The following is a 17,081-nucleotide window of genomic DNA, read 5'->3' as shown; positions in this document are numbered from 1 at the left end:
GCTTTTTGTGCCACAGTAGGAAGGGCCCCCGCTGTGGCAAGCTCTTTGTGCCACAGTAGGGGCGGTTCGCGACGACTCACTGCTGGTGAGGCGCGTGCATGACCGCGGGTTGACCGTGGATAACCCGACTTATGAATAGGACACCGGGAGTCACACGCGCAACTCGGTTCCGTCCCGGGCGAGACCGGCGCCCGCGGCGCTCATCTCCGCGAACTCCGGTGACCGGGGGTCGAGCACCGGATTGGTGTTGTTGATGTGCGTGTACAGCCAGCGTGTGCCGCTTTCGGCCCGCCGGATCCGATCGAGGCTGCCGCCCGTCCCACTCATCGGCAGGTGTCCCATCGCGAGCTGCGCGCGGGAACCGACGGCGGTGTCCGTGGCGGTGGACATCTCGTCCGGGGCGAAGAACGAGCCGTCCAGCAGCACGTGGCTCGCACCCGCGCAGAACTCGTCGAAGCCCGGTGGCCAGCCCGCCAGGCACGGGGCGTAGACCAGTGCGCTGCCGGTGACCGGGTCGGAGATCCGATAGGCCACCACCCATGGCCCTTCCGCCGGAGAGCCCGCCGCGTACTTGGGCCGCTTGTCGCTGACCGGCAGTGTGCTGATTCGCAGGCCGTCGATGTCCGGCGCGCCGGTGCTCGGCGAGAGCCATTCCCAGCCGGCGTACCGGCCGACGATCTCGCGTGCTGGCAACGTGTTCAGCACAGCCTCCGGTGCCCACACTCGCAGTCCGGCTGCCTCCTTGAGCTGGATGAGACCGAGGGTGTGGTCCAGTTCGCCGTCGGTGAGCAGGACACCGCGGACCGGCGTGTCCCGCGGTCCGGGGCCCGCGGCCAGCGCGGGGCAGGACAGGATCTGCGCGCGGATGTCGGGGGAGGCGTTGAGGAGGTACCAACCGTGGCCGTCCACGCTGATCGCGAGGCAGTCCTGGGCGCGCGGGGCGATCGTGCCCTGCCGGGCGGCACGGCAGTTCGCGCAGGCGCAGTTCCACTGCGGCAGGCCTCCGCCCGCGGCGGTGCCCAGCAGCACTGCCCTCACCGCGGGCCGCGCATGACGAAGTCCGCGTCCTCCCGCGGTGCTTCCAGAATCCGCTCGACCAGTGCTCGGTCCGGAGACAGTGTGCAGACCGGGTCGGTCGCGGCCGCGTCCCCGGTGAGCTGGAACGCCTGGCAGCGGCAGCCGCCGAAGTCGATCGAGCGCCGGTCGCACGAGCGGCACGGATCGCGCATCCAGTCCTCGCCCCGATAGGCGTTGAAGGACTCCGACTGGTACCAGATGTCGGCCAGCGTGCGGTTCCGCACGTTCTCCAGGGTCAAGGTCGAGATCGCGGTGGCCGCGGGGCAGGGCAGCACCGTGCCATCGGGCGCCACCGTCAGCTGCCGGGAACCCCATCCGGACATGCACGGCTTGGGATAGGACTCGTAGTAGTCGGCGAGCACGTACACGAGGTCCATCCGCCCGCGCAGCCGCTCGGTCGCGGCGCGGACGATCGGTTCGGCCGCGGCCAACTGCTCCCTGGTCGGCTGCAGCGCGGCGCGGTTGCGCAGTGCCCAGCCGTAGTACTGGGTGTTGGCGAGTTCGAGACGGTCGGCGCCCATCCGCTCGGCCAGGTCGATCATCGCTTCGAGCTGGTCGTGGTTCGCGCGGTGCAGAACCACGTTGACGCTCAACGGCAGTCCTGCCCGGGTGACCAGCCCCGCCGCGGTGATCTTGTGCTCATGCGCCCGTGCGCCCGCGAGCAGGTTCGCCCTCGCCGAATCGGCGGCCTGCACGGACAATTGGACATGGGCGAGACCCCGGTCCACGAGGTCCGCGAGCCGGGATTCGGTCAGGCCGAGACCACTTGTCACCAGGCTGACGTAACAGCCGAGTTCACCGGCCCTGCTCACGAGCAGCGGCAGGTCGGCTCTCGACAGCGGCTCGCCGCCGGACAGATGCACCTGCAGCACGCCGAGTTCGCGTGCCTGCTCCAGCACCGAAAGCCACTCGTCGGTTCCGAGCTCGTCCTCCCGGGCAGTGAGTTCGAGGGGATTGGAACAGTACGGGCAGTGCAGCGGACAACGATGTGTCAGCTCTGCCAGCATGCCCAGCGGTGCGTTCACCGCGTTCGTCACGTCCATTCGACCATCCGCCGTTCCACCAGTCTGGCGAGTACGCCGTGTACCTCGTGCTCGCGCACGCCCGAGTAGCGCTGACCGAGCGCCGCCACGATGTCCTGCACGGTCCGGTTTCCGTCGCAGAGCCCGAGCACCGTCGCCGCGGTCGGATTGGGTACGAGAACGCCCTCGGGATACAACAGGACGTGCGTGTCCCGCGTCTTGTCGTACGTCAGGCGGACACCGCGGCGCAGCCTCGGCCGGTCCACGCTTCACCCCTTCGCGGCAAGGTCGATGGCGTCGAGCATGGACCACAGCACGTCACACTTGAACGACAGTGCCGCGACGGCCCTGTCCTGCTGTTCGCGTGTCCGGCAGTACCGCACGACGACGTCCAGCGCCTCCTGGCCTTCGCCACTCACCGCACCGATCCGATTGGTGAAGTACGCCAGGTCACTGTCGCTGATCCAGGGGTAGCTGGCCAGCATGTCGCTCACCCTGCGGCGCATGAGATGTCCGGAGAACATCTCCGTGAGTCCCGATGCGACCGCCTCCTGCCACGGCCTCGTCCTGGCGAAGTCCACGTAGGCGTCGACCGCGAACCGGACGCCGGGAACCACATGCCGCTCGTCGAGCACCTCCGCCCTGGTGAGCCCCACCGCTTCGCACAGACGCAGCCAGCGTTCGGCGCCGCCCTCACCCTCGGTGCGGCCGTCGTGGTAGACGATCCGGTCCAGCCAGCGGCGCCGGATCGCGGTGACATCGCAGTTGCTGATGATCGCGGCATCCTTCTGCGGCAGCCTTCGCTGGTAGTACCAGCGGTTGGCGGCCCAGGCCCGCAGTTCCTCCTTGCCGAGGTCGCCGCCGTGCAGTCGGCGGTGAAACGGGTGAGCGCCCCAGTACCGGGGCTCGAGACCGCGCAGGGCGGCGACGAATTCGTTCTCGCTCAGTGCGGAGTCCGGCATCACTGTTCCTCCGGTCGCGCCCGGCCGGTTCATGGAAGCGCTTTCTGAAGCGGCCGGGCGCGACGGTGTGAAGGAGTGTTCACTCCATCCGGCCGAGGTACGCGGTCACTTCCATCGGGGTTTCGTACTCGACGAAGTCCGGAGTGGACCACACCTCACGCTCGCCGGTTTCGATCATCAGCTACTCCTCTCGAGCGTGTGGGCTTGACGTCTGCACGGTAGCCCGCGCAGTTGTGAAAGCGCTTTCCCCCAATCGGGTGGCGCTAGTGCTCGCCCACGAGTGCCGCGAGTTCACGCCATTCGCGTAGCGGCAGTTCCCCCGGGCTCGGCGTCAGCACCTGCAGGCAGACGTGGTCGGCGCCTGCGTCCAGGTGGGCTCGAACTCGTGCGGAGATTGCCTTGATGTCACCTCCGGCGACGAGGGCGTCATTCAGGCGTCCGCTGCCGCCGTCGGCGAGTTCGGTCTCGTCGAACCCGAGGCGAAGCAGGTTGTTGCGCTGGTGCTGTGCCCGCAGGTACGCGCCGACGTGTGCACGCTGGAGTTGTCTGACGCGCTCGGGGTCGGAGTCGAGTACGACGGCCTGCTCGACGGCCAGGTACGCGCCGGTGCCCATGCGCTCACGAGCCATGGCGGTATGCGCAACGGGCACGAAGTACGAATGTGCCCCCGAGGTCCGCTCAGCGGCCAGATCGAGCATTCTCGGGCCCAGTGCCGCGAGTACCCGGCGCGGCGCCGTGGCTGGAGTCGCACCGGCGAGCGGCGCTGTGTCCATCGTGTCCAGATAGTCGCGCATGTCGGACACCGGCTTCTCGCTCATGGGTACCCGGTAACCGCCGAACGAGTTCGGCGAGCCGGGAACCCGATGTCCACCGAGGCCGAGCAGCAGCCGGCCGCGGTACTGCTCGGCGAGTGATCGTTCCGCTGCCGCCATGGTCAGGGGAGTGCGCAGGTGGACGTTGGCGATTCCGGTCGCCACTACGGCTCGATGTGTCGCGCCGAGCAGCAGGGCGGCTTGTGTCATCGCTTCCCTGCCGAGCGCCTCGCCGAACCAGATCGCGCGGTAGCCCAGTTCCTCCAGTTCGGCGGCGGCATCACGCACCCGCCCGGCGGGGTGGGCGTCGAAGGCGAATGTCCAGATCCCGATCTTGCCGGGACGGTGCTGCGGGTCGGGCATGGTGTCTGCTCTCCAGGTAAAGTGAGGGTGCCTCCGTTTTCGACAATACGGAGGCTGCCTCCGTTTGTGCAAGCGTGGTCGAGCAGTGAGGAGCTGACTGACGTGATCGAGGGACGTCCGGTGCGCGCCGACGCGCGCCGAAACCGCGATCGGCTGCTCGCCGAGGCGGAAGCGGTGTTCCGGGACCGCGGTACCGGCGCATCCCTGGAAGACATCGCGCGCGGGGCAGGGGTCGGCATCGGCACGCTTTACCGGCATTTCCCGACCCGTGAAGCACTGCTGGAAGCGTTGATGCAGGACCGGTTCTCGACGCTCTGTTCGAGAAGTGACGAACTGCTGGACGCGCGTTCCCCGCGAGCCGCCCTGCTTTCCTGGTTGCGCGAGTTCGTGGCCTCGTCGAGCAGATACCGTGGACTGCCCGCCTCGGTCATGGCGACACTGGCCAACGAGGAGTCCAGGTTGTCCGCGTCGTGCCGGGCGATGGGCGAGGCGGGGCAGCGGCTGTTGGTCCGGGCCCAGCAGGCGGCGGAGGTGCGTTCGGACCTCCGCATCGACGAGCTTCTGCCGCTCGCCGCCTCGATCTCCTGGGCCGCGGAGCACCGGCAGGAGGACATCGACCGGTTTCTGGTGCTGCTGTTCGAGGGCATCGGGTGCGCCCCGGACCCGATCGCGTGACCGGGCGCCGGACCCCGGAAAACCGGTGGACCCGGCGGCGGTGCTGACCGAAGCTGGATCGGTGAACGAACGTCTGACGGCCGGCGGCGATCTGTGGCTGCGCCCGTGGGCTCCCGATGATCTCGACGCGGTGCTGTGCGCCTTCACCGACCCGGAGATGTGGCGTCAGTCCGAGGAGCCGGTGGACACCGTCCCCGCAGCCGCGGCCTGGATAGCCGCCCGGCAGCGGCACTGGGCCACCGGGACGGGCTACTCGTGGGCCGTGCTGGACGCGCGGTCAGTGGTGCTCGGCTGTGTCGAGGTGGGCGCGGTGAACCGTCGGCACGGCTGCGGCTGGGTGTCCTACTGGACGACCAAGGCCGCCAGGGGCAGGGGAGTCGCGACAGCCGCCTGCCGCACCGCCAGTGACTGGGCCCTGTACGACCTCGGCCTGCACCGACTGGAACTGGGCCACCGGTTGAACAACCCGGCCTCCTGTCAGGTCGCCACCCGTGCCGGTTACCGGCCGGAGGGCGTGCAGCGCGACAAGCTCCGCTACGACGGCAGGTGGTACGACGTGGAGATCCACGCCCGGCTGGTCACGGACCGGGGTTTCGCCGCCGCGAGCTGACCCGACTCCTCAGAAAGACCCTCAGCTGGTGATGTCCTTCGTCGCGAACCGCCTGCTAGCCAGCAGCAGGAAGACCGTGGCGTACACGACGGACAGCAGTGCACCGTTGGCGATGTCCGTCCAGTCGATGTCGGTGGAGATCAGGTCCATCCAGGCGAACGAGTAGTGCGTCGGGAGGAAGTCCCGCAGGTCGCCGAGCGCGGTGATCTGGTCCAGGATCTGCGAGACGATCGAGACCAGCACCGCCCCGCCGACCGCGCCCAGCGGCGCGTCCGTGGAGACGCTGAGCAGCAGTGCGAGACCGGCGACCCAGGAGAGCTGGACGACGATGTAAGCCACGGCGAGGATCATCGCGATGATGCTGTCGCCGAACGGCACCGCGTCGCCGGTGGGACTGATCGCGTCCCCTGCGCCGTACCAGATCACCCCGACCAGCAGGGCGACCGTGGGCAACAGCGCGAGCGCTCCCGCCGACAGCAACCCCGAGGCGATCGCCTTCTGCCGTAGCACCCTGTGTCTCGGCACGGGTATGGCGAGCAGGTACTTCAGGCTCGACCACGATGCCTCGCTGGCGATCGTGTCACCGAAGAACAGCGCCACGATCATCGGCAGCAGGAAGGTGCTGGACACGAACAGGGCGAGCACGACGAAGTTGGGTGCGCTTGCCGTGGCCAGGTCGATGAATCCACCGGACCGCCGGTTCGGATTCGCGTCACCGATCTCGAACGCCACCACCAGGATGAACGGCAGCAGCGCCACGAAACCGAACACGAGCTGGGTCCGCCGCCTGCGCAACTGCCTGCCCAGTTCGACGGCGAGGGGCAGGGTGCGGGACGCGCGATAGCCCACCACCGAACCGTCCGGAGCCACCTCCGTCGGCTCGTGCTCCGCCGCGTCGGTGAGTTCGAGCAGTGCCGCCGGATCGGTGTGCACGCCGTGGTCGGCTCCGGGGTTCGCCCCCGCTGCCGAACCTCTCGTGGAGTTACCCACTGGATTCACCCTCTCCGACCAGTTGCAGGAATGCGTCTTCCAGCCGTCGCCGCGGCCCGGCCTGCTCCACCGCGATTCCGGCCCGCACCAGGGCGGCCACGGCCTCGGCGCGGGGGAGCCCGTCGAGGTCGGCGTGCACAAGAGCACCTTCGATGTCTACTGTGGACACACCGCCCACCGCTCGCAGTGCGGCGGCGGCCTCCTCGGGCTGGTCCACCCGGAAGGTGGCCTCCCCGCCTGCCGCGACGATGTCGCCGACCTCGCCCGCCGCCACCAGCCTGCCGCGGTGCATGACGACCACGTGCGTCGAGGTCTGTTCCACCTCCGCGAGCAGGTGGCTGGAGACCAGCACCGTGCGTCCGGTCGCGGCGTAGCGCTGCAGCACCTCGCGCATCTGGTGGATCTGCGGCGGGTCGAGGCCGTTGGTCGGTTCGTCGAGCACCAGCAGCTCCGGCAGACCGAGCATGGCCTGCGCGATCGCCAGCCGCTGGCGCATGCCCTGGCTGTAGGTCCGCACCTTGCGGTGCACCGCGTCTCCGAGTCCGGCGATCTCCAATGCCTCGTCGAGGTGTGCCCGCTCCACGGGCCTTCCCGTGCTGGCCCAGTACAACCGCAGGTTCGCGGCGCCGGACAGGTGGGGCAGGAAACCCGAGCCCTCCACGAACGACCCGATCCGGGAAAGCACGGGGGCGCCGGGGGTGACGGTGTGCCCGAAGACCTTGATCTGGCCCGCTGTGGGACTGATCAGGCCCATCAGCATCCGCAGCGTGGTGGTCTTGCCCGCGCCGTTCGGGCCCAGCAGACCCAGCACCTGGCCCCGCTCCACCCGGAACGACAGGTCCTTCACCGCGGTGAGACCACCGGGATAGGACTTGGTCAGGTTCTCGATGACCAGTGGTGTGTCGGCCAGTGTGGCGTCGACGTGATGTGCGCGCCTGCGGCGCAGCGCGGCGATCGCGGCCACCGCGATCGCCGCGGCCAGCACGCCGGCGATCCCGAGCAACTGCCCGACCGGCCAGGCGCCGCCTGCCGTGACGCCGGGGACCACCGGCACCGCGATGGCGTCATCGGCGAGGGAGACACGGTACGCGGCTGGGGCGGCGGGGCCGGTGTACGACTGATCGGTCGTACCGACGACCAGCTGCAGCGCGTGCCCCTCCTCGATGGGCCGGACGACGCCGGGCAGCGTGACCGTGACCTCCACCGGCGATCCGTCCTCGGGGAGGTCGGGGATGCGCAGCGGGGCGATCGCGTTGCCCGGCAGCACCCGGGCGCCGTCGGGTGAGACGTCATAGAGCTTGGCGAAGAGGACGGCTCCGGATTCCGGCACGGGTCCGTCGGCGGCGACCCGGAGTCGCACGGTGGTGGCACCGGTGATCAGCAGCTGCGACTGCACCGGCTCCGAGACGAACCCCGCGGACTGACCGGGCGGATCGATGGTGAACAGGCTCGACAGCCGTGAAGAGCCGCTGACGATGCGGTTGAGGCCGGGCAGTCCGCTCACCGCGGCCGGATTTCCGCCGGGCGGGTTCACGATCGTCTGTTCCGGACCCTCCAGCCGCACGCCGCGCCGGTCGGTCTCGCCACCGGAAAGGCCCGGATACTCCTGTGCCTCGACGCTGCGCACCGAGGGGGTGCCGTTGGTCCGCAGCGCACCCTGCACCTCGTAGGTGAACCCCGGAACGGGATCGCTGCCCTCGCCGGTGAGGCGGAAGTCCAGCCAGTCGGCGATCGTGCCGCGCAACTGCGGGCCCGGCGCGCCGCCGTCGTGCCCTCCCGTGTACCAGACCACGCTGACCTCGCCACCGGCTTCGGTGATCTGCCGTGCGGTGGCGTCGGCCTGGTCGAGTCCGAACAGGGTGTCGTTCTCGCCCTGCACCAACAGGGTCGGGGCGGTGATCCGGTCGGTGACCGAGACGGGAGAGATGCGCCGGAGCAACTCGGTGGTCCGCGCATCCGCGCTGCCGTCGGTCGCGACGTCGGTGTAGGCCCGGCACACCTCGTCGGTGAAGCGCCCGCACGGGTCGGCGGCAGGGGTGTCTCCTGGCTGCCGGCCGCCAGAAGGGAGGTTCGCGCCGCCCGCCGCCCCCTGCCCGCCGGAGAGTTCGTTGTCGTCCGGTTCGGCGCCCGGCTCGATGGCCTCGGCGGCGGGGCCTGCCGGTGTCGGCGCGCCCGAACCCGCGGAGAAGAGGATGCCTGCCCAGGACTGCTTGAACACCCCGTCCGGCGCGAAGTTGCCCGGTGCGGGAGTGCCCGCCGCGGGTGCTTCGGTGCTTGCCGTGTTCGGGATGAGCCCCTGCGCCAGGTCGTTGTAGGTGATCACCGGCGCGATGGCGTCGATGCGGTCGTCGGTGCCGGCGAGCAGCAACGCCAGCGCTCCGCCGTAGGACGCACCCGTGACGCCGACCCTCGGGTCTCCCTCGGTGTCGGTGACCACCTCGGGGAGGGTGGCGAGATGGTCGATCAGCCTGCTGGCGTCGGCGACCTCGAAGCGGGGATCGTTCAGTGCGATCTCGCCGGTGCTGCGCCCGAAACCGCGGGCGGAGTACGCGAGGACGACGAAGCCGCGCTCGGCGAGTTCGCCCGCTTCTCTGGCGACGCTGGTCTTGTCACCGCCGAATCCGTGGGGCAGGAGGACGGCGGGGGCAGGCGTCCGCTCGGGGGTGTACAGCGTCGTGTCGAGCTGGAGCCGGTCGGTGGATCCTGGTGCGGCGGGGACCTCGATGAACTCGTCGATGGTCGCCACGGGCGACGGCTCTTCCGCCGTGTTCGCCCAGACCAGCGCGCCCGCCGCGAGCACGGCAACGGCGAGGGCGAGGGCGGCGTGGCGGCGACGGCCGGGGGGAAGAAGTCGGGCAAAGGGCACGACGACGACCGTATTCGTCGTTTCCTGAGAGAGTGCTGTGGGTACCTCCAACGAGGGTGTGACGGAGCTAACGCTAGGGATTCAGGTGACCAGCGCAACCTTGACTGGCGTCGTTGATCTCGGACGCGCAAGATACGGAGCGACGTGGAGGGGAGTATTCCTTCGCGGCGGTGTCGTCAGCACGGAGCCCCTGTACCGGTGGTACGGCGAGCGCCCGGCACCGCCGGCCGGTGAGTTCGCCGGTGGAAGAGACCTCCGGGTAGTGGCTGCTATCCGCTAACCGGAGGGTTGTTTTTTGATGAATGTCCCCTTGTGGGTCTGGCTCGCGACTGTCGGCGGACTTCTCGTCCTGATCGCGATCGATCTGGTCGTCGTCGACCGCAAACCCCATCAGGTCACCACCGGCGAAGCCGCGAGGTGGGTGACCTTCTATGTCAGCTGTGCCGTGCTGTTCGGAATCGGCGTCTGGATCCTCGGTGGTCACGACTTCGGTGTGGAGTTCTTCACCGGCTACATCACCGAGTACTCCCTCAGCGTGGACAACCTGTTCATCTTCATGGTGATCATGTCCTCGTTCAAGGTCCCGGCCATCCACCAGCACCGGGTCCTGCTGATCGGCATTCTGCTCGCACTGGTGATGCGCGGTGCCTTCATCGCCGTCGGCGCGGCGCTCATCGCCCAGTTCGTCTGGGTCTTCTTCCTCTTCGGCGCGATCCTCGTCTGGACCGCGGTCAGCATGGTGCGGGAGAAGGGCGCGGACGAGGAGTACCACGAGAACGCGGTGACCCGCTGGGTGCGCAAGATCTTCCCGGTGACCGAGGACTACATCGGCCACAGCATGGTGGTGAAGCGCGACGGCAAGCGCTGGATCACGCCGATGTTCGTGGTGATCGTGGCGATCGGCAGCGCCGACCTGCTCTTCGCCGTCGACTCCATTCCGGCGATCTTCGGGATCACCCAGGAGGCGTTCCTCGTCTTCACGGCGAACGCGTTCGCGCTGATGGGCCTGCGGCAGCTCTACTTCCTGCTCGGTGGCCTCGTGACGAAGCTGGTCTACCTCTCCCGGGGGCTGGCGATCATCCTCGCCTTCATCGGCGCCAAGCTGTTCCTGCACGCGCTGCACGAGTACCACGTCGTCCCGGAGTGGATGGAGATCAACAACTGGGTCTCGCTCGGCGTGATCATCGCGGTCCTGACACTGACCACGGTGTTCAGCCTGCGCAAGGCGAGCAGGGACCCGGATGCTGCGGGGACCGATCTCCAGCTGAACGCACTCTCGCCGGAGGAGCGGGCGGCCGCCGGCCAGGGGGGCGGGGCCGAGGAGGAGGGCCACGCCGAGGCGGGCCACAACCACCCCAAATCTGGTAGTTAGTTCGGCTAACAATCATGTACGGTCAGGACTGTGCGTCCTGCCGACATCGAACTGCTGACCGTTCCCGGTTCACTCACGCTGCGTGGTGACCTGCTCGTCGCCGGACTGTCCCGGCCCGATCTGGCGGACAACTCGTACCGGAGTTCGCTGCGCCGTATCGGGCTGGGCGGCGGCGATCTGCCGTGGACCCGTGGCACGCGCGACAGCGCACCCGTGCTCTCACCCGACGGGCGCTGGATCGCGTTTCTGCGGGCAGGCACCGGTGACGGGCCCGCGGGAAGCGCGCAACTGCACCTCATGCCCACCGACGGCGGGGAGGCCGTTCGGCTGACCTCGCTGCCGCTCGGCGCGGGTGCTCCGGTCTGGGACCCGGCCTCGGCTCGGATCGCGTTCGTCGCACGGGTCCCCGAGCCCGGCCGGTACGGCACACGGCCCGCGGACGGCGCCAAGGACGTGGCACCCGCCCCCGCCGACGAGGCCCCGCGCCGGATCACCCGGCTCGACTACCGGATCGACGACATCGGTTTCCTGCTCGACCGTCCCGCGCGGCTGTTCGTGCTGGACGTCGAGGAGGCGCTGCGTGGTGTGGGCGCGGGCGAGCCCGTCGACCCGGAGCCGTTGACCGATGGTCCCGCCGACGTCTGCGACCCTGCTTGGACACCGGATGGTGACGCGATGCTGGTCAGCGCCGCGCGGGACTGGGCGCGGACCGAGACCGTGTGCTCGGACCTCTACCGCATCCCGGTGGCGGGCGGCGAACCCGAGCTCGTGGTGCGCAGCGAAGGCACCGCGGACCATGCCGTGGTGGCCGAGGACGGCACGATCTGGTTCTACGGCACCGAGTTCGCCGGCCTCGACGACATCGCGCGCAACACCGGTCTATGGGCCGCCGCCCTGCCGGAACCGGGCGGGCAGCCGTCGCGCCCGCGCAGGGTGACCGATGCGGAGTCGGTGGACTGCGCGCCCGGAGCGGGTGTTCCTGTCGTGCGTGGCGAGGACGTGCTCGTGGTGGTCCGCCATCGCGGTGCGGCCGAGTTGCGGGCAGTGCCGAAACGGGCGGAGCGGGCGTCGCTGGCGGCCCTGCGGCTGCTGGCAGGCGAGCGTTCGTGTGTGCGCACGTTCACCGCCGACGGAGAGCGGATCGCCGCTGTCGTCGCCACCGCGGAGTCAGGCGGCGAGGTCGTGCTGATCGAGCAGGGCGAGCAGCGGGTGCTCACCGACTTCTCCGCTCCCGTCCGCAAGGTCGGCGTCCGGCCGCTGCACGAACTGACCGCCACCTCCACCGGCGACTATCCGGTGCACGGCTGGCTGGTGCTGCCCGAAGGGAAAGGCCCGCACCCGGTCCTGCTGCTCGTGCACGGCGGTCCGTTCGCGCCGTACGAGTGGAGCCTGTTCGACGAGGCGCAGGTGTACGCCTCGGCCGGATACGCGGTGGTGCTGGCGAATCCGCGGGGCTCGGCCGGATACGGGCAGGAGCACGGACGCACGGTGATCGGCGGGCTCGGCACCGTCGACGCCGACGACCTGCTGGCAATGCTCGACGCCGCGCTCGAACGTCCCGACCTGGATTCTGCACGCGTCGGCGTGATGGGCGGCTCCTACGGCGGCTTCATGACCGGCTGGCTCGCGGCGCACCACGGTCACCGCTTCCGTGCGGCGTGGAGCGAACGGGCGGTCAACGCCTGGGACTCCTTCGCGGGTAGCTCCGACATCGGCTGGATGTTCGCGCAGGGGTACATCGGCACCGATCCTGAGGAGCAGCGCAAACGCAGCCCGCTGAGCTATGCCGGCCAGATCGGCCTGCCGTTCGCGGTCGTGCACTCCGAGCAGGACTGGCGGTGCCCACTGGAGCAGGCGCAGCGGATGTTCGTCGCGCTGCGCCAGAACGGTGTCGAGGCCGAGCTGATCCTGTTCCCCGGTGAGGGGCACGAGCTGACCAGGACCGGCAGCCCCCGGCATCGGCGACAGCGATTCGACGCGGTGCTCGAGTGGTGGTCACGGCACCTGGGCTGACGGGGGTCGGCAGTGGCTGGCGGCGCGCCGCTTGGCGGCAGTTGACGACGTAGCTGATCTTGCTTGGGGGTACTTGCAGGCGCTCCAGGTGACGGCCGGTCAGTTGACCATGACGTAGTTGAGTTCTTCGCAGACTCGGCCCAGTGGCACGTCGAGGCCGGGGTGGTCCAGTGGGAGCAGGACATCCGGATTGTCCGGCAGGGCGGAACCGGCGGGCGGATCCCACAGGCAGATCGCCGGGCCACCTCCGTCCATTGAGGACCGATACCAGACGCCGTCGAGATCGCTGAACGCCGCGCGGATGGCACGGGCCCAGGCCTGCGTGATCTTCTTCGGTCCGCTGGAGATCTCCTGTGAGGCGCCGACCCTGGTGGGCCACAGGCCGGAGAGGTCGAGCAGCCGCAACGTCCTGGCCGGCCGGACCACGACCAGGCGCGGGCCGCGGCTCTTGCGGTCGATGGTCGAGGTGGTCTGGAAGACCTCCGCCACACTGGTGCGAACCGTCAGCCCGAAATACAGCACCCCGTTGACGGGGTCGGTGACCGGCGCTCCGCGTTTCGGTGGTTGCGGGTCGAACCGGCCGTGTGGCAGCGGGCCGGTGTAGCGGAACGTGTTCCACTGCTGGGGGTGATTGCCGTGCGCGGTGAAGATTCGGACGAGTCTGGTCGCGGGATGCACCGCGACGATGTCCTCGGTAGGTCGCAGTTCGTTGACCAGAACGGCACGCGCGGGCGGCAGGGGCAGCCTTGCCATGTGAAGCGTCTAACCGTCCTTGTGTGTTCGTTCGGCCACGGGCCTACGCGGGGTTGCCGAGGGTGCTCGCCAACCGGGCGACGGGTTCGGGATCGCCGCCTGCGAGCAGCCACTGGCGGGGCGTCGCCTGCTTGTCATTGATCACCAGGTCCGACTGTGGGGTGCTCATGAACGCGGCCACCACCAGTGCGGGCTGATCGGCGGGCACGGCGCGCAGCACCACCTCGAGGCCCGGCAGCACGCCACTCTCGGTGAACTGCCATCCGGGCAGCCGCCAGCCGCCGCCCTGGTCCTTCCAGCCGGTGAGCCTGCGGCCCTTGAGCCGGTGCCGGATGCGGCTCTCGTCGACACCGAGTCGTTTCGCGGCCTGGCCGACGGTGAGTGCGGCCTCGGCGAGCACCGCGTGCGCGGCCACGGTCCTGGCCCGGTAGTCATGCTCGCCGTCGGTGTCCGGGGACAGGTCGAGGCCGACCTCGGACAGTGCGGCCCGTTGGCTCGCGGAGAAGAAGTGCGAGGGGTCGGGGTTGACCGGCGCCAACTTGCGGGCCGCGTCTTCGACCAGCGAGAGGAACTCGGTGGCGTCCACTCTCAGCCCGGCTTTCGCCAGTACGTTCTCCAGCGCCATCGTCATGCGCCTAGAGTAGCCCGGATGTGCGGGTTCGTGCGCTTCCTCGCCATATTGTGCCCTAATTCACCGAAACTGTATACACACCGCACACGAAACAACACGAAGAGTGGAGAATCGAGGGTCAGTCTGCCCGGGATGGGCGACGTTGTCCATGCCCAATGATTTACTAACAGTCCCGCGAGTCCGCTTCGGTCCGGCGAGCCGGCTGGGCGCTCAGCTCCCGCACACCATATCCATGGTGAGTAATGTTGGCCGCGTGCACAGCGAGAGGAGTTTCCAGGCGGAGGTGCGGGCGCTGCTCCGCGACCGCCTGCTCGATGCCGCAGCGGAGCTGACCTGCGCCGAGGGCTGGGCGGGCGTGACGATGGGCAGGCTCGCCGCACGGGTGGGTGTCAGCCGGCAGACCGTGCACAAGGAAGTCGGCACGAGGCAGTCCCTCGGTCAGGCACTGGTGGTCAGGGAAGCCGATCGATTCCTCGCGGGCGTCGCGGAGCAGATGGCAGCCCACCCCGGTGATCCGGTCAGCGGCATCGGTTCGGCAGTCGAGTACACCTTGCGGGGGGCCGCGGACAACGCCCTGCTCAAGGCGATCCTCTCGGGCCCGCTGCCCGGCGCGGAGGAACTGCTCCTGTTGCTGGCCGTCCGTCCCGAACCGGTGCTGCGGCGCGCGATCTCCGCCGTGCTGGAGCACGCGCGCACGCTCTACGCTGATCATGCGGAAGCCGAAAAGGACGAGCTCGCCCCATTGATCGAGATCATCGTCCGGCTCACCCTCAGCCATCTCCAGCAGCCACTGGGGCCGGTCGAGGACGCCGTTGAGCAGGCCCGCCGTATCGTCGAGCGCTGGCTGTGAACCGTTCGGCCGGCTGCGGAGCGTCCGGAGGAGGTTCCAGAGAAAGGACAAGGAGCTTCATGACAGCGAGGATGCCGGGCCGGAGGGGCTATCGGGTGACAGTGGTCGCGGCGTGCGTGCTGCTGACCCTCCCCGCGTGCTCCGCCTCCGGTGGGAGCCCGGCTCCGGCCGTCCGCAACGGCGGTGTCGCGCAGCCGTGCGCCGGTGCGAGCGGGGACTACACCATCGGCGTGAGCCAGGGCAATGTCGCCGATGCGTACGGAGCGCAGACCGACGCCGACATTCGCAAGGCGGCCGCCGCGACCCCGCAGTTCACTCTGCGCTTCGCCGATGCACAGGGGGACAACGGCACCCAGGCCCAGCAGTTGGAGCAGTTTCTGGACGAGGGTGTCGACCTGATCGTCATCACGCCGAACGAAGGCGAGCCGTTGAGCCCCGCGGTGAAGCGGGTTTTCGACCAGGGGACACCGGTACTGGTCCTCGACCGCAGGGTCGAGGGCGGGGACTACACCTCCTTCATCGGGGCCGACAACGTGGAGGTGGGCAGGCAGGCGGGCAGGTTCGTCGCGGGCAGTCTGCTGCCCGGCGGAGGCCAGACGGCCGAGATCCGCGGGCTGGTGGATTCGGATCTCGCCGAGGAGCGCAGCGTGGGCTTCGCCGAGGTGATCGCGGAGCGGGAGAACGTGCGGTCGGTGGGCGCCGTCGACGGCGACTGGCTCAGGGACAAGGCCCGGCAGCAGGCGAACGTGCTGCTCAAGGAGCATCCCGATATCGACGTCCTCTACGCGCACAACGACGCGATGGCCGAGGGCGCCTATCTCGCCGCTCGTGACACAGGGCGCGAGGACGTGGACGTCGTGGGCGTCGGTGGCCTGCCAACCGAGTCCGGCGGCCTCAAGGCAGTGGAGTCCGGCAGGCTCGCCGCCACCTTCGCCTATCCCACGGGCGGCAAGGAGGCGGTCGCGACCGCGCGGCGGATCCTGATCGGCTGCGAACCCGCGCCGAAGAACCAGACCCTGTCCGCCGAGCTGGTCACCAGGGAGAACGCGCGTCGCGTGTACTCAAGACTCACCCAATGAACGGCGCGAACTGCCGCGGGGGATGAGCCGGGCCGCCAACATGGTGGCCGTCGGCTGCCTGGTGTGATCACCGATTCGGGCGAGCAGGAGTTCCGCGGCCACCCTGCCGATCTCGTATGCGGGCTGCGCGACGACGCTGAGCTGTGGGTCGATCAGGGTGGCCCAGGGGACCTCGTCGAAGGCGACGATGCCGATATCGCGTCCGGCGCGCAGCCCCCGGGCCGCCAGCGCCTGCAGGACGGCGACGGCGATGGGGCTGTTGGCCAGGAGCAGTGCGTCCGGTGGTGATTCGAGATCGAGAAGTTCGGCCGCGGCCGCGTCGGCGCAGCCTGCCCGGTACTCCGCCCTGCGCACGAGCGCGGCTTCCGGCGCGACCCCGGCCGCCCGCAGGCCGTCGAGATAGCCGTCGAGCCGGTCGTCCGCGGTGCGTACCCCGGCGGGGCCGGTCAGGCAGCCCACCCGCAGGTATCCGGCCGCCAGCAGGTGTGCTGTCGCCTCCTGCGCGGCCGGTCGGCTGGCTACCAGCACCTGGTCACTGCTCGGCTCGGTCAGTGGCCGGTCGACCGCGACGACGGGGGTGCCCCTGCCGGTGAGCGTGTCGACGTTCGTCGAAGGGCCCACGGGGGAGAGGATCACGCCCGCCACCCGCTCCTGCAGGGCGATCTCCAGATAGCGGCGCTCCTTGGCGAGCTGCTCGTCGGAGTTGCACAGCACGACGGAGTATCCGGCGTTCTGCGCGACGTCCTCCACACCGCGGGCGATGGCGGTGAAGAAGGGATTCTCCACATCGGAGATGACCAGCGCGAGTACGGCGGTCTCCTGCCTGCGCAGGTTTCTCGCCAGCCCGTTGGGCTGGTAGCCCAGCTCGGCCGCAGCTTCCTGCACCCTGGCGGCAAGGGCGGGATCCACAGTCGACTTGCCGTTCAGTGCCCTGGAAACCGTGGCCGTGGAGACCCGGGCCCGCGCCGCAACATCATTGATCGTCGCCACCGCGCGTTCTCCTTCG

Annotated in this window: 17 protein-coding genes; 6 read left to right on the top strand and 11 right to left on the bottom strand. The window is 69.4% G+C overall.

Annotated elements, in window-relative coordinates; genetic code table 11:
- Positions 1–150: 150 nt before the first annotated feature.
- From pqqB to BM199_RS23835, 6 genes are all read right to left on the bottom strand, one after another.
- Positions 151–1,038 (bottom strand): pyrroloquinoline quinone biosynthesis protein PqqB, encoded by an 888-nt coding sequence (gene pqqB, locus BM199_RS23860; protein WP_091675629.1) that lies wholly within the window; start codon positions 1,036–1,038, stop codon positions 151–153.
- Positions 1,035–2,120 (bottom strand): pyrroloquinoline quinone biosynthesis protein PqqE, encoded by a 1,086-nt coding sequence (pqqE, locus tag BM199_RS23855; protein WP_091675626.1) that lies wholly within the window; start codon positions 2,118–2,120, stop codon positions 1,035–1,037. The genes pqqB and pqqE overlap by 4 nt, the downstream gene beginning before the upstream one ends.
- Positions 2,111–2,365 carry a pyrroloquinoline quinone biosynthesis peptide chaperone PqqD gene (gene pqqD / locus BM199_RS23850; RefSeq protein ID WP_091675622.1) on the bottom strand — a complete coding sequence of 85 codons (255 nt, stop codon included), beginning with the start codon at positions 2,363–2,365 and terminating at the stop codon, positions 2,111–2,113. The genes pqqE and pqqD overlap by 10 nt, the downstream gene beginning before the upstream one ends.
- A gap of 3 nt (positions 2,366–2,368) precedes the next feature.
- A complete protein-coding gene (gene pqqC / locus BM199_RS23845) occupies positions 2,369–3,061 on the bottom strand; it encodes a pyrroloquinoline-quinone synthase PqqC (RefSeq protein ID WP_091675619.1) in 693 nt (230 codons plus the stop codon).
- 79 nt (positions 3,062–3,140) lie between these two features.
- On the bottom strand, positions 3,141–3,239 hold the full coding sequence (gene pqqA / locus BM199_RS23840; protein ID WP_091675617.1) for a pyrroloquinoline quinone precursor peptide PqqA: 99 nt from the start codon (positions 3,237–3,239) through the stop codon (positions 3,141–3,143).
- A gap of 85 nt (positions 3,240–3,324) precedes the next feature.
- Positions 3,325–4,236 carry a TIGR03620 family F420-dependent LLM class oxidoreductase gene (locus BM199_RS23835; RefSeq protein WP_091675614.1) on the bottom strand — a complete coding sequence of 304 codons (912 nt, stop codon included), beginning with the start codon at positions 4,234–4,236 and terminating at the stop codon, positions 3,325–3,327.
- Positions 4,237–4,338: 102 nt separating this feature from the next.
- Between BM199_RS23835 and BM199_RS23830 the strand changes: the two genes are divergently transcribed.
- Together BM199_RS23830 and BM199_RS23825 are read left to right on the top strand one after the other, a co-directional pair.
- Positions 4,339–4,911, top strand: coding sequence for a TetR/AcrR family transcriptional regulator (locus BM199_RS23830; RefSeq protein WP_091675610.1), 573 nt, complete (start codon positions 4,339–4,341; stop codon positions 4,909–4,911).
- A gap of 61 nt (positions 4,912–4,972) precedes the next feature.
- Positions 4,973–5,521, top strand: coding sequence for a GNAT family N-acetyltransferase (locus tag BM199_RS23825; protein WP_091675806.1), 549 nt, complete (start codon positions 4,973–4,975; stop codon positions 5,519–5,521).
- A gap of 21 nt (positions 5,522–5,542) precedes the next feature.
- Here the strand turns inward: BM199_RS23825 and BM199_RS23820 are convergent, their stop codons facing one another.
- A complete protein-coding gene (locus BM199_RS23820) occupies positions 5,543–6,511 on the bottom strand; it encodes an ABC transporter permease (RefSeq protein WP_091675607.1) in 969 nt (322 codons plus the stop codon).
- Complete coding sequence (locus tag BM199_RS23815; protein WP_091675605.1) at positions 6,504–9,377, bottom strand: alpha/beta fold hydrolase; 2,874 nt, start codon at positions 9,375–9,377, stop codon at positions 6,504–6,506. The genes BM199_RS23820 and BM199_RS23815 overlap by 8 nt, the downstream gene beginning before the upstream one ends.
- A 298-nt stretch (positions 9,378–9,675) precedes the next feature.
- Here BM199_RS23815 and BM199_RS23810 point away from each other — a divergent pair, with 298 nt between their 5' ends.
- Entirely contained in the window at positions 9,676–10,749 is a 1,074-nt protein-coding gene (locus BM199_RS23810) for a TerC family protein (protein WP_091675602.1), read from the top strand.
- 30 nt (positions 10,750–10,779) lie between these two features.
- Positions 10,780–12,762: a S9 family peptidase gene (locus BM199_RS23805; RefSeq protein WP_091675599.1), complete on the top strand. Its 1,983-nt coding sequence runs from the start codon at positions 10,780–10,782 to the stop codon at positions 12,760–12,762.
- A gap of 99 nt (positions 12,763–12,861) precedes the next feature.
- On the opposite strand, the gene BM199_RS23800 is transcribed toward BM199_RS23805, so the two are convergent.
- Both BM199_RS23800 and BM199_RS23795 read right to left on the bottom strand, forming a co-directional pair.
- Positions 12,862–13,515 carry an RES family NAD+ phosphorylase gene (locus BM199_RS23800; protein ID WP_091675596.1) on the bottom strand — a complete coding sequence of 218 codons (654 nt, stop codon included), beginning with the start codon at positions 13,513–13,515 and terminating at the stop codon, positions 12,862–12,864.
- Positions 13,516–13,558: 43 nt separating this feature from the next.
- Entirely contained in the window at positions 13,559–14,146 is a 588-nt protein-coding gene (locus BM199_RS23795; RefSeq protein ID WP_091675594.1) for a DNA-binding protein, read from the bottom strand.
- Between the two features lie 253 nt (positions 14,147–14,399).
- Here BM199_RS23795 and BM199_RS23790 point away from each other — a divergent pair, with 253 nt between their 5' ends.
- Both BM199_RS23790 and BM199_RS23785 read left to right on the top strand, forming a co-directional pair.
- Positions 14,400–14,996 carry a TetR/AcrR family transcriptional regulator gene (locus tag BM199_RS23790; RefSeq protein WP_245788602.1) on the top strand — a complete coding sequence of 199 codons (597 nt, stop codon included), beginning with the start codon at positions 14,400–14,402 and terminating at the stop codon, positions 14,994–14,996.
- Between the two features lie 59 nt (positions 14,997–15,055).
- Positions 15,056–16,075, top strand: a complete 1,020-nt coding sequence (locus BM199_RS23785; RefSeq protein ID WP_091675588.1) for a substrate-binding domain-containing protein — start codon at positions 15,056–15,058, stop codon at positions 16,073–16,075.
- On the opposite strand, the gene BM199_RS23780 is transcribed toward BM199_RS23785, so the two are convergent.
- Positions 16,058–17,065, bottom strand: coding sequence for a LacI family DNA-binding transcriptional regulator (locus BM199_RS23780; RefSeq protein WP_091675585.1), 1,008 nt, complete (start codon positions 17,063–17,065; stop codon positions 16,058–16,060). The two genes, BM199_RS23785 and BM199_RS23780, sit on opposite strands and share 18 nt — an antisense overlap.
- Positions 17,066–17,081 lie beyond the last annotated feature (16 nt).

This window comes from Amycolatopsis marina (assembly GCF_900111885.1).
GTDB lineage: Bacteria > Actinomycetota > Actinomycetes > Mycobacteriales > Pseudonocardiaceae > Amycolatopsis > Amycolatopsis marina.
Note: the sequence above shows the minus strand (reverse complement) of the source record. Positions and strands in the feature narration are given on the sequence as shown.